This is a genomic window from Pseudomonas sp. PGPR40 (assembly GCF_022014505.1).
Classification (GTDB): Bacteria; Pseudomonadota; Gammaproteobacteria; order Pseudomonadales; family Pseudomonadaceae; genus Aquipseudomonas.
In genome coordinates, this window is the sequence record NZ_JAKLSP010000028.1 from 48,973 (window position 1) to 62,978 (window position 14,006).

Annotated in this window: 13 protein-coding genes; 9 read left to right on the top strand and 4 right to left on the bottom strand. The window is 61.2% G+C overall.

Translation table 11 applies throughout. The features are described from left to right. Positions 1-66: 66 nt before the first annotated feature. From MEB48_RS22275 to MEB48_RS22315, 9 genes are all read left to right on the top strand, one after another. The gene (locus MEB48_RS22275) at positions 67-1,026 is read left to right on the top strand and encodes an AAA family ATPase (RefSeq protein WP_008067939.1); all 960 of its coding nucleotides are present in this window, start codon (positions 67-69) and stop codon (positions 1,024-1,026) included. Between the two features lie 5 nt (positions 1,027-1,031). Beyond that, positions 1,032-1,976, top strand: coding sequence for a DUF58 domain-containing protein (locus MEB48_RS22280; RefSeq protein WP_237886050.1), 945 nt, complete (start codon positions 1,032-1,034; stop codon positions 1,974-1,976). Then, positions 1,973-2,467 carry a DUF4381 domain-containing protein gene (locus MEB48_RS22285; protein WP_237886051.1) on the top strand — a complete coding sequence of 165 codons (495 nt, stop codon included), beginning with the start codon at positions 1,973-1,975 and terminating at the stop codon, positions 2,465-2,467. The genes MEB48_RS22280 and MEB48_RS22285 overlap by 4 nt, the downstream gene beginning before the upstream one ends. Continuing rightward, positions 2,460-3,539 carry a vWA domain-containing protein gene (locus tag MEB48_RS22290; RefSeq protein WP_237886052.1) on the top strand — a complete coding sequence of 360 codons (1,080 nt, stop codon included), beginning with the start codon at positions 2,460-2,462 and terminating at the stop codon, positions 3,537-3,539. The genes MEB48_RS22285 and MEB48_RS22290 overlap by 8 nt, the downstream gene beginning before the upstream one ends. Next, positions 3,536-5,272, top strand: coding sequence for a tetratricopeptide repeat protein (locus tag MEB48_RS22295; RefSeq protein WP_237886053.1), 1,737 nt, complete (start codon positions 3,536-3,538; stop codon positions 5,270-5,272). Before MEB48_RS22290 ends, MEB48_RS22295 begins: the two co-directional genes overlap by 4 nt. Continuing rightward, positions 5,269-6,921 carry a BatD family protein gene (locus MEB48_RS22300; RefSeq protein WP_237886054.1) on the top strand — a complete coding sequence of 551 codons (1,653 nt, stop codon included), beginning with the start codon at positions 5,269-5,271 and terminating at the stop codon, positions 6,919-6,921. Before MEB48_RS22295 ends, MEB48_RS22300 begins: the two co-directional genes overlap by 4 nt. A 252-nt stretch (positions 6,922-7,173) precedes the next feature. Further along, positions 7,174-8,418: an exonuclease SbcCD subunit D C-terminal domain-containing protein gene (locus MEB48_RS22305; RefSeq protein WP_237886055.1), complete on the top strand. Its 1,245-nt coding sequence runs from the start codon at positions 7,174-7,176 to the stop codon at positions 8,416-8,418. Further along, complete coding sequence (locus MEB48_RS22310; RefSeq protein WP_237886056.1) at positions 8,415-12,056, top strand: AAA family ATPase; 3,642 nt, start codon at positions 8,415-8,417, stop codon at positions 12,054-12,056. The genes MEB48_RS22305 and MEB48_RS22310 overlap by 4 nt, the downstream gene beginning before the upstream one ends. After that, on the top strand, positions 12,053-12,649 hold the full coding sequence (locus MEB48_RS22315) for a glutathione S-transferase (RefSeq protein ID WP_237886057.1): 597 nt from the start codon (positions 12,053-12,055) through the stop codon (positions 12,647-12,649). Before MEB48_RS22310 ends, MEB48_RS22315 begins: the two co-directional genes overlap by 4 nt. A gap of 111 nt (positions 12,650-12,760) precedes the next feature. Here MEB48_RS22315 and MEB48_RS22320 read toward each other — a convergent pair whose 3' ends face one another. From MEB48_RS22320 to MEB48_RS22330, 4 genes are all read right to left on the bottom strand, one after another. After that, positions 12,761-13,018, bottom strand: coding sequence for a hypothetical protein (locus tag MEB48_RS22320; RefSeq protein WP_237886058.1), 258 nt, complete (start codon positions 13,016-13,018; stop codon positions 12,761-12,763). Next, positions 13,015-13,227: a hypothetical protein gene (locus MEB48_RS22325; protein WP_237886059.1), complete on the bottom strand. Its 213-nt coding sequence runs from the start codon at positions 13,225-13,227 to the stop codon at positions 13,015-13,017. Before MEB48_RS22325 ends, MEB48_RS22320 begins: the two co-directional genes overlap by 4 nt. A gap of 115 nt (positions 13,228-13,342) precedes the next feature. Next, positions 13,343-13,468, bottom strand: a complete 126-nt coding sequence (locus MEB48_RS29160; RefSeq protein ID WP_269137580.1) for a hypothetical protein — start codon at positions 13,466-13,468, stop codon at positions 13,343-13,345. Positions 13,469-13,675: 207 nt separating this feature from the next. Next, positions 13,676-13,855 (bottom strand): hypothetical protein, encoded by a 180-nt coding sequence (locus MEB48_RS22330; protein WP_237886060.1) that lies wholly within the window; start codon positions 13,853-13,855, stop codon positions 13,676-13,678. Between the last annotated feature and the right edge of the window lie 151 nt (positions 13,856-14,006).

The following is a 14,006-nucleotide window of genomic DNA, read 5'->3' on the forward strand; positions in this document are numbered from 1 at the left end:
AGTAACGCCCCCAGCCCTGGCGTTATTCGAACGTCTTCGGTCACCCTTTCCAGGAACAGTCAATCGATGGAACATCGTGAAGCGCTGCTTGCGCTGCGAACCTTTCTTTCAACGCAGATTCTCGGCCAGGAAAAACTCATCGAGCGCTTGCTCATCGCCTTGCTCGCCGACGGCCACATGCTGGTCGAGGGAGCCCCGGGGCTGGCCAAGACCAAGGCCATCAAAGAGCTCGCCGAAGGCATCGAAGCACAATTCCATCGCATCCAGTTCACCCCCGACCTGCTGCCGGCCGACATCACCGGCACGGAAATCTATCGCCCGGAAACCGGCAGTTTCGTGTTCCAGCAAGGCCCGATCTTCCACAACCTGGTGCTGGCGGACGAAATCAACCGGGCTCCGGCCAAGGTCCAGTCGGCGCTGCTCGAAGCCATGGGCGAACGTCAGGTCAGCGTCGGGCGCAGCACGTACGATCTGTCGCCGCTGTTTCTGGTCATGGCCACGCAAAACCCTATCGAGCAGGAAGGCACCTACCCGCTGCCTGAAGCCCAACTCGACCGGTTCCTGATGCATGTGAAAATCGGTTTCCCTGACGCCACTGTCGAACGGCGGATTCTGCAACAGGCTCGTGGCGAAGCGCTGCACGGCGAAACCAAGCCTGAGCGCCGGGTCAGCCAGCAGGCAATCTTCGCCGCGCGCAAGGAAATCCTCGGGTTGTACATGGCCGACGCCGTGGAGGAATACCTGGTGCAACTGGTCATGGCCACGCGCATCCCGGCCAAGTTCGACCCGGAAATGGCTGAATGGATCGCCTACGGCGCCAGCCCGCGCGGCTCCATCGCTCTGGACCGTTGCGCCCGGGCTCACGCCTGGCTCGCCGGTCGCGACTTCGTCAGCCCGGAAGATATTCAGGCGGTGCTGTTCGATGTGTTGCGCCACCGCATCATTCTTTCCTTTGAAGCCGAAGCCGCTGGCATCGACCAGGACCGGGTGGTCCAGCGGATTCTCGACGTCGTAGCCGTCGCTTGACCCCGATGAACGTCCTACTGCCGCCCGAGCCGGGCATCCGTATCAGCCTCGCCGAACTGATCGAGATGCGCCATCGCGTGCGTGAAGTGCAGCTGTTTTCCACGCCGAGCCAGCGCAGCCCGCTGATCGGCCTGCACCACTCCAAACTGCGCGGGCGCGGTGTGGACTTCGATCAGGTGCGGGTCTATCAGGCCGGTGATGACGTGCGAAGCATCGACTGGCGCGTCACCGCCCGGACCCAGGAGCCTCATACCAAGCTATTCCATGAAGAACGCGAGCGGCCGATTTTCATCATGGTCGAACAGAGCCGCCGGCTGTTTTTCGGTTCGGGGCTGATGTTCAAATCGGTACTTGCCGCCCAGGCAGCGAGCCTGATTGGCTGGGCCGCCTTGGGCCATAACGACCGGGTCGGCGGGCTGGTGTTCGGCGACGACGAGCACTACGAAATCAAGCCGCGACGCAGCAAACAGAGCCTGCTGCAATTGCTTAACCGACTGGTGCGGGTCAATCAGTCGCTGCACACCGAACGTGAGCCGGACCGCGACGCCTTCGGCATTGCCCTGCGCCGCGCCCGAGAAGTGTTGCGCCCCGGCAGTCTGGTGATCGTGATCTGCGACGAACGCGCCTTGTCCGACAGTGCCGAGCAACAGCTGAGCCTATTGTCACGCCATTGCGACCTGTTGCTGCTGCCCGTATCCGATCCACTGGATCACGCCCTGCCCGCCGCCGGCCTGCTTCGTTTTGCCGAACGCGGGGCGCAACTGGAACTCGACACGTTGAACTTCGATTTGCGCCAAGCCTATCGCGCACAAGCTGAAGCACGTATCGCCCGCTGGGAATTGCTGGCGCAGAAGCTGCGGGTGTTGCTGATGCCGTTGAGCACCCAAAGCGAAATGGTCGAGCAACTGCGCGAATACTTGAATCCGCAACGTCCGGGGAAAAGTCGATGAGCAGCGTAGATCAACTGCAACCGCTGATTTCCCCGCCTCCGATCGGCTTCTGGCCGCCGGCGCCGGGCTGGTGGCTGCTGCTGTTGTTGCTGCCGCTGATCGGTTTCGGCCTGTGGCAGTTGCGCCATTTCATTCCAGACAAGCGCCCTGTCGTCCGCGCCGAACAACCGCTGGACCCGGTGCGTCTCGCCGCCCTGGCCGAACTCGCCCGAATGCCCAAACCCTATGACGGAGCCCCGGCCGGCGCCTGGCTGCAGCAACTCAACGGGTTGCTCAAACGTCTGTGCCGCAACCATTACCCCTACAGCCAGAGCCATACCCTTAACGGGCGCAAATGGCTGGCGTTCCTCGATAACCGCTGCCCGGCCGCCGGCCTCACGCGCTGGATGGTGCTGGTGGAAGGCGCCTACAAACCCGAATGCAAACTCGACGACAAGGCCATCGCTGGCCTGACTCAAGCCGTCGACACCTGGATTCGCAAACATGTTTGAGTTCGCCTGGCCGTGGATCTTCGCCCTGCTGCCACTGCCCTGGGTGATGCGGGTGCTGCTGCCGGTGGCCGACAGCGGCGAACCGGCGCTCAAAGTGAGCTTTCTCAGTGACCTCGAAGGCCTGGCCCGCCGTCGCGCCCGGGCGAATCTGCCGGCGTGGCGTCAGCAAGCACCGTTCATTTTGCTGTGGCTGTTATTGCTGATCGCCGCGGCGCGCCCGCAATGGCTCGGCGAACCCCTGCCGGTTGCCGCCAGTGGCCGCGATCTGCTGGTGGCGGTGGACGTGTCCGGCTCCATGGACTTCCCCGACATGCAGTGGCAGGACGAAGACGTCAGCCGACTGGCGCTGGTGCAGCATTTACTCGGTGATTTTCTTGAAAGTCGCGACGGTGACCGGGTCGGGTTGATCCTGTTCGGCAGCCAGGCCTATTTGCAGGCGCCGCTGACCTTCGACCGGCACACCGTTCGCGTGTGGCTCGACGAAGCGCGGATTGGCATCGCCGGCAAGAACACCGCGATTGGCGATGCCATCGGCCTGGCCCTCAAACGCCTGCGTCAACGCCCGGCACAAAGTCGTGTGCTGATTCTGGTCACCGACGGCGCCAACAATGGCGGCGAAATCGATCCGCTGACCGCCGCACGCCTGGCGGCCACAGAAGGCGTGAAAATCTACCCTATCGGTATCGGCGCCGATCCGGAGCAAAGTGGCACCCTGGGATTTCTGGGCGTCAACCCGAGCCTGGACCTCGACGAACCGGCCTTGAAAGCCATCGCCCAAGCCACCGGCGGCCAGTACTTCCGCGCCCACGACGGCAAGGAATTACAGGCGATCAAGCTCATACTCGACAAACTGGAACCGGTGACCCAGCAACCCACGCAGGCCCGCCCGGCCCAAGCGTTGTATCACTGGCCTTTGGCGATGGCGTTGCTGTTGAGCCTGCTGCTGGTTGTCCGCGTGCGTTGGCCGGATAACCCGTTGCAACGGCTGTTTACCAAAGAGCGGTTTGTGCAAACGCAACGGCCCGACTGGCGTCAGCGACTCAAACGCCTGCGTCTGCGGAGGCGCCGATGATTGCGCTCTGGCCGCACTGGTTCCGCCCCTGGTGGCTGCTGCTGTTGCCGTTGCTGGGGTGGTTGCTCTGGCAACTCTGGCACCGACAGAAACGCGCCGGCCGCTGGCAAATGATTCTGCCGCCGGCCTTCCATGCCGCGCTGCTCAGTGGTGGTAGCGGTCGCGAGAGCAAACTGCCGTGGGTTGCTCTGGGCCTGGCTTGGGTGCTGACCGTGCTGGCCCTGCTGGGGCCGAGCTGGCAGCGCGTCGAGCAAATCGGTCAGAAACCCGCTGACCCGCTGGTTATATTGCTTGAACTGACCCCGGAAATGCTCGCCACCGATGTGGCACCGAACAGACTGGAACAGGCCCGGCGCAAACTATTCGACCTGTTGCAAAACCGCAGCGATGCGCAGACCGCAATCGTCGTCTATGCCGGCAGTGCCCACACCTTGGTGCCGCTATCGGATGATCTGTCGACCAGCCGCAACCTGCTGGATGCGCTCAAGCCGGCGCTGATGCCCCAAGCCGGTCATCGTGCCGATCTGGCCGTGGCCAAGGCCCTGACGCTGCTGGATCAGGGCGCCCTCGGCCAGGGGCGCATCCTGCTGATCGGTTCGTCGCTGACGGAACAGGAACGCCAAGGGATTCGTCAGGCGCTGGACGACAGGTCCACGCCATTTCTGATGCTCGGTATCGGCACCGCCGAAGGTGCGCCGGTCGCGCAGGACGACGGCAGTTTCCTCAAGGATGATCTGGGCGCGATTCTGGTGCCGAATCTGGACGGTCCCAGCCTGAAAGCCTTTGCCAATGGCTTGGGCGGACGTTATCGCCAGGCGCGTCTGGACGATGCCGACCTGCGCGGCCTTGGCCTGCTCGACGGCCCACGGGATCTGCGCACCGACGGTCAGACACTGCACCTCGACACCTGGGCCGATCAGGGCTACTGGCTGCTGTTGCCGCTGTTATTACTGGCCGCCTGTGCCGGGCGTCGGGGTTGGCTATTCTGTCTGCCGCTGTTGTTCCTGCTGCCGCAACCGAGCTACGCCTTCGACTTCGAAGACTTGTGGCTGCGCCCCGACCAGCAGGGCCTGCATTTGCTCAAACAAAAGCGTCCGGCTGAAGCCGTGCAACATTTCGAAGATCCGCAATGGCAAGGCGTGGCGCTCTATGAAGCTGGCGACTACAGTGGCGCCGCCCAGCGGTTTGCCCAAGGCAGCGATGCCCACGCCCACTACAATCGGGGTAATGCCCTGGCCAAAAGCGGTGAGCTGGAAGCCGCGCTGGATGCTTACGAACAAGCATTGGAACGTCAACCGGATCTGCGCCCTGCCCTGACCAATAAGGCATTGGTGGAAAGTCTGCTCAAACAGAAAGCCTCAGCGCCGCCCGTCGAGCCGGACAAAACCGCCGATGGAGAAACCGAAACCATCACCCAGGAAACGCCGCCGGGCAGCGCCACCCAGCCCAGCGATGGCGAACCGAAAACCGACGCCCAGCAGACCACTCCGGACGCCGAGCAGCCGCCCACGACGCCACCGCAACCGGGCGCCAATGAGGTCCCGGGCAGCGAATTGAGGGATGAGCAAAGCACCACGCCACCGCGGCGCCCGGCCACCGACATGCTCGAAGGCGAACAGCGCCAGGCGCTGGAACAATGGCTGCGCAAGATCCCGGATGACCCCGGCGAATTGCTCCGACGCAAATTCTGGTACGAACAGCAACAACATCAGGATCAGGAAAAAACTCGATGACCCGCTTCACCGCCTTCTTGCTCGCATTGTTGCCCACTCTGTTGCTCTGCTCCGTTCAAGCCCAGGCTGCGGAACTGGTCGCCAGCGTCGATCGCAGCCGCCTGAATTCCGGCGAGACGGTCGAACTGACCCTGGAAACCAGCGACGTGACCCAGTTCGGTAAGCCCGACCTGACCCCGCTCGAGCCGCTGTTCGACGTGCGCGGCACCCGTCAGGTCAACCAATTGAACACCCTCAACGGCGATACCCAAGCGACCACCCGCTGGATCATCACCCTGCTGCCCCGGCAAAACGGCAGCGTGGTGATTCCACCGCTGCAACTGGGCGATGTCCAAAGCCAGCCGATTACCGTGCAGGTAATCGAGAGCGAAACCCAGGACAGCAGCAACACACTCGCGCCGGTATTCATCGAGGCCAGTCTCGACCAGAACAGCGTCTATGTGCAGGCTCAGGCGATCCTGACCTTGCGCATTTACCATTCTGTGTCGCTGTATGACGACAGCAGCCTGACCCCATTGCAGATTCCCGATGCGCGCATCGAACAGCTAGGCGAGTCGCGCACCTACGAAAAAGTCATCAACGGATTGCGCCATGGCGTGATCGAAATGCGCTACGCGATCTACCCGCAGCACAGCGGTGAATTGACCATTCCAGCGCAGATGTTCAGCGCCACACTGGTCGATACCCTGCCGTCCCAGGACGCAACGCCTCAAGGGTTGAAGCCGGGCAAGCTGATGCGCGTAAAATCCGCCGAGATCCCGTTGACGGTCAAGGCCAAGCCCGGCACGTATCCGGCCGATGTTCCCTGGCTGCCGGCCCGCAGCCTGAGCCTGAGCGAAAGCTGGAGCCCGGAACCGGATCTTGCGCAGGTCGGCGACTCGCTGACCCGCAGCCTGATCTTGAACGCCGAAGGCCTCGCCAGCTCCCAACTGCCACCGTTGCCCGCCACCGAGATCAACGGCCTGCGGCGCTATCCGGATCAACCGGTGCTGGGCAACCAGAGCAGCGAACGCGGCTTGATCGGCAGTCGCGAGGACCGTGAAGCCCTGGTGCCGACCCGCACCGGCGCCATCGACTTGCCGAGCGTTGAAGTAGTCTGGTGGAACACCTTCGAGGATCACCTGGAACACAGCAGCCTGCCGGCCCGCACACTGCAAGTGGCGAGCAATCCGAGCCTGATCGTCGATACCCCGGCAGGCAGCCCGCAGGTGATGTCCGGCGCCAACAACGAAGCCCTCTGGTGGTGGAAACTCAGCACCGTGATCCTGGCCTGCACCACCCTGCTGGGCTTCGGCCTCTGGTGGCGCGCCCGCTGGCAACCGGCGATCCTGCGTGCCGCGCAAACCGGCCCGAGCCCACGCACCTTGCTCGACGACCTCAAACGCGCCTGCCAGGCCAACGACTCCCACGCCACCCGCCAGGCCCTCGACGCCTGGGCCCGACAACAACCGGAAACCCTGGCCGACATGGCCGCGCGTTTTGTGCCGCTGTCCGATGCCCTCGACGGCCTGAACGGCGCGCTCTACAGCGAAACCGGCCAGTACTGGCAAGGCGAAGATCTCTGGCGCGCGATACGTGCGATTCCGACGGCCGAAGGGGTTCAGGATATGGTTGGCGATAGCGGTTTGCCGCCGCTTTATCCGAAATAGAATCAAAAAATCGCAGCTTCCTGCCGAGGCACGCCAATCCCCTGTAGGAGCGAGGCTTGCCCGCGAAGAACGATGACGCGGTCTTACAGATGCATCGAGTTATCGTTCTTCGCGGGCAAGCCTCGCTCCTACAGGAATCGTGACATCCCGCCGAATCCGTGTTCCTTTACAAATTTGCCAGTAAACTCTCCCCCTCTTTAGCCGCCATCATTTTCCCTCGCGGCCATCACCTTATTTCCTACGGAGTACGCCTTGCGTCTGTTCCACACCTCCGACTGGCACCTTGGGCAGAACCTGCATGGCCAGGAGCGCGATTTCGAGCACGCCTGTTTTCTTGACTGGCTGCTGCGCCAGCTGAAGCTGGACCAGCCCGATGTGCTGCTGATCGCCGGCGATATTTTTGACACGGTCAATCCGCCGGTCAAAGCTCAGGAACGCCTCTACGATTTCATCGTCAGCGCCCACGAACAGCAGCCCTTGCTGACAATCGTGATGATCGCCGGCAACCACGACTCCGGCTCGCGGATCGAACTGCCTGCGCCGTTGATGCGGCGTTTGCGCACTCACGCCCTCGGTCGCGTGCTGTGGCTCGATGACGGTCAACTGGATGCCGAACGCCTGTTGTTGCCGCTGCCTGATGCCAGCGGCGAAATCGTCGCCTGGTGCCTGGCGCTGCCGTTCCTGCGCCCCGCCGAAGTGACCGGCGCGCAGTTGGGCGATAACTATTTGCGCGGCATCGGCCAGGTTCATGAATGGCTGATCGAAGCCGCCAACGCCAAGCGCAAGCCAGGTCAGGCGCTGATCGCCATCAGCCATGCGCACATGGCCGGCGGTTCGGTGTCGGAAGATTCTGAGCGCAGCTTGATCATTGGTAACGCCGAAGCCCTGCCCGCCAGTCTGTTCGGGCCGAGCATCAGCTATGTCGCCCTCGGGCATTTGCACAAACCGCAGAAGGTCAACGGTGAAGAGCGCATCCGCTACTGCGGCTCGCCGATTCCGCTGTCATTTTCCGAAATCAGTTATCAGCATCAGATTCTCGATATCCAGCTCGATGGTGAAACCCTCGTCAGCATCGAGCCAAAACTGATTCCCCGCGCAGTCAATCTGCAACGCCTCGGTTCCGCGCCGTTGGCGGAGATCCTGTTGCAACTTGCCGACCTGCCCAACATCGACCTGCTCGCCGACATCCAGCGTCAGCCGTGGCTGGAAGTGCGGGTCCGTCTCGACGAACCGCAACCGGATCTGCGCCATCAAGTGGAGACGGCGCTGCAAGGCAAAGCCGTGCGGTTGGTGCGGATTGCCGCCGAATATGCCGGCAACGGCAGCCGCGAGGGCGTCGATGATGGCGCCACCTTGATCGAACTGGATCAGTTGACGCCGCAGGAACTGTTCAGCCGCGCCTGGCAGGACAACTACGGCAGTGAGGTCGACGAGCAAACGCTCAAGGACTTCGCCGAGCTGTTGCAAGACGTGCAGATGGAGAGCGAACAGCCATGAAGATCCTCGCGATCCGCCTGAAAAACCTCGCCTCCCTGGCCGGGCCGTTTGAAATCGACTTCACTGCGGAGCCCTTGGCCAGTGCCGGCCTGTTCGCGATTACCGGGCCGACCGGCGCCGGCAAAAGCACGCTGCTCGACGCGCTATGCCTGGCGCTGTTTGGTGCCGTGCCGCGCCTGAACAACACCGGCCGCGACGCCAAGGTCCCGGATGCCGATGGCGAAATCGGCACTGGCGACCCGCGCACGCTGCTGCGTCGTGGCACCGGCGAAGGTTATGCCGAAGTGGATTTCGTCGGTATCGACGGTCGCCGCTATCGCGCTCGCTGGGAGGCCAATCGCGCTCGGGAAAAGGCCGGTGGCAAGCTGCAAGCCAGTCGCCAGAGCCTGCGCGACATCGATCAGGATCAACTGCTGGCCAGCCAGAAAGGCGAGTACAAAGCTCAACTCGAAGCCGCGTTGGGCCTGAACTTCGAACAGTTCACTCGCGCCGTCATGCTGGCTCAGAGCGAGTTCAGTGCCTTCCTCAAGGCTGACGACAACGACCGCAGCGAACTGCTGGAAAAGCTCACCGACACCGCGCTCTATACCCGTCTCGGTCGCCGCGCTTTCGACAAGACCAAAGAAGCTCGCGAAGCCCATAAGCTGTTGCAGGATCAGGCGACCGGCGTAACACCGCTGTCGCCGCAAGACCGGGCCGAGCTGGATGAGCGTTTCAACGACGCTCAGCGGCAACTCAAGACCCAACAGGCGCAGCTCAAACAGTTGGAGTTGCAACACACCTGGCTCAAGGACCTGCATCAGTTGCAGGACGCGCAACAGAGCGCCAACGAACAGCTGCAATCCTCCCAGCAACACTGGAACAGCCTGGCCGGCGAGCGCTTGAAGCTGACCCGTCTGGAGCAACTGGCCCCACAACGGCATCAGTTCGCACGCAAGACCGAACTCACCGCCCAGCTCACGCCACTGGCGGTACAGATTCAGCAGCACACGCAACAGCAAACCGAGCTGAACGAGCGTCAGGCTCAGCTCGAACACAGCCTCAGCGCTGCGCAAACTGCGCTGGCCGAGACGCAAAGCCAACGCACCAATAATGCGCCATTGCTGCGTCAGGCCTTTGAGGAGCAAAGCACCCTCGCCCGTCTGGTCAAAGACGCCAGCCTCAGCGCCGACCTCAGGCAGCAAGCGGAACTGGCCTGCACTCAGGGCCAAAGCGCGATTCAGGGTTTGCTGGATCAGCAAAAGCAAGTCGCTGCACGCCTGGAGCGTATCGCCGCAGAGCTTGAGCAGAGCACTCATCTGGCGCCGTTGAGCGATGCCTGGAACGCCTACCGCGATCGCCTGCAACAGCTGATGCTGATCGGTAATCGTCTGAAAAAGGGTCAGGCCGAACTGGCCATCCTGGAGCAAAGCGCCGCCCGCGCCGCCGAGGAACTGACTACCCAGCGCCAGAGCCTTGAGGTGCTGTACAAAGAAGCCGGCGCCGAGCCCGAAGCGGTGGCCGAACAGATTCAGATCCTCGGCAGCCTGCTGCAAGACAACCGCAAGCAACTGCGGGCCTTTGAAGAGTTGACACGACTATGGGCCAGCCAGCAGGAACTGGGCAAGCGCGGTGCCGAGCTGCAGCAGCGGCAACTCGCCGCCCAGCAAGACCGTGATCGTCTGACCCAGGACGGGGTGAAGACCAAGGCCGAACTGACCGTCGCCGAACAGACCCTGACCGTCACCCGCGAACTGCTGGAGCGTCAGCGTCTGGCGCGCAGTGCCAGCGTCGAAGAACTGCGCGCGCAGTTGCAGGACGATCAGCCGTGCCCGGTTTGTGGCAGCCCGGACCATCCTTATCATCAGCCTGAAGCCTTATTGCAAAGCCTCGGCCGACATGATGAAAGTGAACAGGCCAATGCTCAGAAAGCGGTGGACCTGCTCAAGGAAAAACTCACCGATCTGCGCGCCGAAGTCGGCGGTTTGATTGCTCAGCAAAAGGAATTGCTGCAACAGCAAGAACAGCTCGCGATTCAGCAACAAAGCCTGGCGCCGAGCCTGGAAGCGCATCCATTGTCCGCTCAACTGTTGGCCCAGGACGCAAGCAAACGCGATACCTGGCTCACCCAACAAAGCAGCCAGTTGAACCAGAGCATCACGCAGGATGAACAACGGCAAACCGCCCTGCTCACCCTGCAACAGGATGCCGCGCGACTTGCGCAGCAACTGCGCAGTGCCGAAGCAGCGAACCAACAGGCAACACAGCACCTGCTCAACCAACAACGTGAATTGAGCGGTGATCGCCAACGCCTGGACGAAGAACTGACGGCGTTCAGCACCCTGCTCCCGGCCGACACGCTGGAAGCGCTGCGCAACGAACCCGCCGCGACCTTCATGCAGCTCGACCGGCAAATCGCCCAGCGTCTGCAACAACTCGACCAGCAGCGCGATGAACTCAACGAACAGCAACAACGTCAGCAGACGCTGGAGAAAGAACAGTACCAACAGCAGACCCGCACCCAGCAGTTGGACGCCGCGCAACAGCAGTTCACGGCGTTGGCCGGGCAGCAACAGGCTTGCCAGGAAAAACTGACTCAACTGCTGGGCGAACATGCCAGCGCCGAACAGTGGCAGCAGCAACTGGATCAAGCCGTCGAGCAGGCGCGCACTGCCGAAGCGACGGCCAATCAGGAATTGCAAACCGTACGCACGCGCTTGGTGCAACTGGCCGCAGAACTCAAAGCGCAGCAGGAACGTTCGCAGGCTCTGGAAACTGAAGATCGCGAGCTGAGTGGAAAAATTGCCGACTGGCGCGCGCAGCATCCAGAGCTGGATGACGGCGGACTGGAAGATCTGCTGAGCGTCGACGACCAACACGTCAGCGAACTGCGTCAACGATTGCAGCAGAGCGAAAAAGCCATCGAGCAAGCCAAGGTGCTATTGCAGGAGCGGGATAAGCGCTTGCTCGATCATCAGGCGCAGCACAACGGCAATCTCGATACCGAACAACTGGCCACGGCGCTGGCCGAGCTGCAAAACCTGTCCGCCGCCAGCGAACATCGCTGCGCCGAATTGCGCGCAGAACAGGCCGAGGATCAGCGTCGACAGAATGCTAATCAGGCACTGGCGCAACAGATTGCCGACGCCTACACCGAGTACCAGCGCTGGGCGCGATTGAATGCGCTGATCGGTTCGGCCACCGGCGACACGTTCCGCAAAATCGCCCAGGCCTACAACCTCGACTTGCTGGTGCATCACGCCAACGTCCAGCTGCGGCAATTGGTGCGGCGCTATCGGTTGAAACGTGGCGGCAGCATGCTCGGGTTATTGGTGATGGACACCGAGATGGGCGATGAACTGCGCTCGGTGCATTCGCTGTCCGGCGGCGAGACATTCCTGGTGTCGTTGGCCCTGGCACTCGGTTTGGCGTCGATGGCGTCGAGCACGCTGAAAATCGAATCGTTGTTCATCGACGAAGGCTTCGGCAGCCTCGATCCGGAGTCCCTGCAACTGGCCATGGACGCCCTCGACGGTCTGCAAGCGCAGGGCCGCAAAGTCGCGGTGATTTCCCACGTGCAGGAAATGCACGAACGGATCCCGGTACAGATTCAGGTCCAGCGCCAAGGCAATGGCCTGAGTACGTTGGAGGTGAAATGAATACGCTGTATTCATTCCGCCGCTGCCCTTACGCCATGCGCGCACGCATGGCCCTGCACAATTCGGGGGTTGAGGTGAATATCGTCGAGGTCAGCCTCAAGGCCAAACCAGCCGAAATGCTCGCACTGTCGAGCAGAGGCACGGTGCCGGTGTTGAGTGTGGACGGCCGAGTGATCGATGAGAGTCTGGAAATCATGCGCTGGACGCTGGCGCAGAACGATCCGCAGGACTGGTTGCTCAAGGATGACCCGCAAGGACAGCAACGCAGTGCCGCGCTGATCGAAGAGAACGATCAAGTGTTCAAGGTGCATCTGAATCACTACAAGTACGCCGAACGTTATCCCGAGCAGCCGATGGCGTTTTACCGCGCCGAGGGCGAGGTATTCTTGCGCAAGCTGAATGAGTTGCTGGAAGGCCGCGACTACTTGCTGGCCGGGCACCCGAGCCTGGCGGATGTCGCCTTGATGCCATTCATACGGCAATTCGCCCACGTGGATCGCGAGTGGTTCGGGCAGACGCCTTATGTGCGATTGCAGGCGTGGTTGCAGCGCTTCATCGAGTCAGACCTGTTCACATCAATAATGAAAAAATAACCGATCCCCTGTAGGAGCGAGGCTTGCCCGCGAAAGCGGTGTGTCAGTCAACATCAATGCTGAATGTTATGGCCCTTTCGCGGGCAAGCCTCGCTCCTACAGGGTGGGGATTCATGCCAATACTGAGCACATCCCCAACGCCGAGCAATCCACTTGGAACGGCCCGAAGAATTCGCCATTGGATTTCATCGGCGGATTACCCACCAACAGTTCCAGAGCCTTGGCCGTCTGAATGTTGTGGGCGATGTTGTGGTTGCATTCGATGGCCCGCGCCACCGACCCCGCCGAACCCTGCCCGATCCCCAACAAAGAAGCACCATTGGTCATGAACGCCAGAAAGGCAATGACCCAGAGATTGCGTCCTTTCATGCGCCCACCACTCCCGCCACGGCGGCGTGATCGACCCTTACGTTTTGCGCGCGGTGTTCGAATTGAATGGCGGGATAAGCGACCTGGATCGGTGTTTGAATGCTGTGTTGCGATTGAGCCGATAGGCTGACGACCAACACCATGGCCACGTAAAGACCGATGGCCAGGTAGGCGCCGTGTTTGGCAGAAGTAATGATTGCGCTGGCCATGGTGTTCTCCGTGGGCATGTTTCAGTGCCCACAGAATCGATCAAAAAACAGAACTTAACTAGCGACCTTTATGCATAGTAGCTATCAGTCTTATTGATCGTTAACCCAGCGCGTTTCAGTTCTCGATAAAGCTCATCAAGCGCTCGCGGGCCGCATCCGGCTCGTTGGGAACGGGCTCGGCGGCCGACAGAATCGGGGTGGAATAGAGAAACAGGAGAACCACTGCCAGACGCATCGCCATTGCTGTCGATCCTTATTGAGGAAGGAGTCAAAAAATCAGCGTCAAATCTAAACTCATGGCTATGTGATATCAAGCAATACATTGATAGCAATATGATGCTGTCGTAAACGCGTTATGCAGGAGCGACATCACTTCGGCGCTTTTCGATGCTTACAGCTCGATTGGCAAGTGACTTCGCTCCTGCATAAAAGGTGCAGGGCTTACATTTCAGTGTTGAGCTTTGTGATCCAGAGCGGCGTAGAAGTTAGCGCTCTGTAGCAGGTATTTCTGGGTGTAGCTTTGGGTGTGGGATTTTTTGTCGCTGATTTCAACGTTGGCATTGGCGGGCAATGCAACAGTGGCGGAGATAGCGGAAGCAGCGATGACAGAGAAGAGATTGAAGTTCATGGCGGTATTCCTCGTGTTCAGTTGGCTTGCTTGCCCGGTTGGACCGTGAAGCAAACTTAACTCCCGAGGGTCGGCGCCTTGAAATGCTTTGTAGCATTAGCCGATATCAGTCTGATTAATAGAAGGTTGCAGGCCCCATCATCTGGGGCCT

Bases quoted from the DNA above. Each gene is read 5' to 3' on its own strand.
- MEB48_RS22275 (WP_008067939.1), top strand. From the start codon at position 67: ATGGAACATCGTGAAGCGCTGCTTGCGCTGCGAACCTTTCTTTCAACG.
- MEB48_RS22280 (WP_237886050.1), top strand. From the start codon at position 1,032: ATGAACGTCCTACTGCCGCCCGAGCCGGGCATCCGTATCAGCCTCGCC.
- MEB48_RS22285 (WP_237886051.1), top strand. From the start codon at position 1,973: ATGAGCAGCGTAGATCAACTGCAACCGCTGATTTCCCCGCCTCCGATC.
- MEB48_RS22290 (WP_237886052.1), top strand. From the start codon at position 2,460: ATGTTTGAGTTCGCCTGGCCGTGGATCTTCGCCCTGCTGCCACTGCCC.
- MEB48_RS22295 (WP_237886053.1), top strand. From the start codon at position 3,536: ATGATTGCGCTCTGGCCGCACTGGTTCCGCCCCTGGTGGCTGCTGCTG.
- MEB48_RS22300 (WP_237886054.1), top strand. From the start codon at position 5,269: ATGACCCGCTTCACCGCCTTCTTGCTCGCATTGTTGCCCACTCTGTTG.
- MEB48_RS22310 (WP_237886056.1), top strand. From the start codon at position 8,415: ATGAAGATCCTCGCGATCCGCCTGAAAAACCTCGCCTCCCTGGCCGGG.
- MEB48_RS22315 (WP_237886057.1), top strand. From the start codon at position 12,053: ATGAATACGCTGTATTCATTCCGCCGCTGCCCTTACGCCATGCGCGCA.
- MEB48_RS22320 (WP_237886058.1), bottom strand. From the start codon at position 13,018: ATGAAAGGACGCAATCTCTGGGTCATTGCCTTTCTGGCGTTCATGACC.
- MEB48_RS22325 (WP_237886059.1), bottom strand. From the start codon at position 13,227: ATGGCCAGCGCAATCATTACTTCTGCCAAACACGGCGCCTACCTGGCC.
- MEB48_RS29160 (WP_269137580.1), bottom strand. From the start codon at position 13,468: ATGGCGATGCGTCTGGCAGTGGTTCTCCTGTTTCTCTATTCCACCCCG.
- MEB48_RS22330 (WP_237886060.1), bottom strand. From the start codon at position 13,855: ATGAACTTCAATCTCTTCTCTGTCATCGCTGCTTCCGCTATCTCCGCC.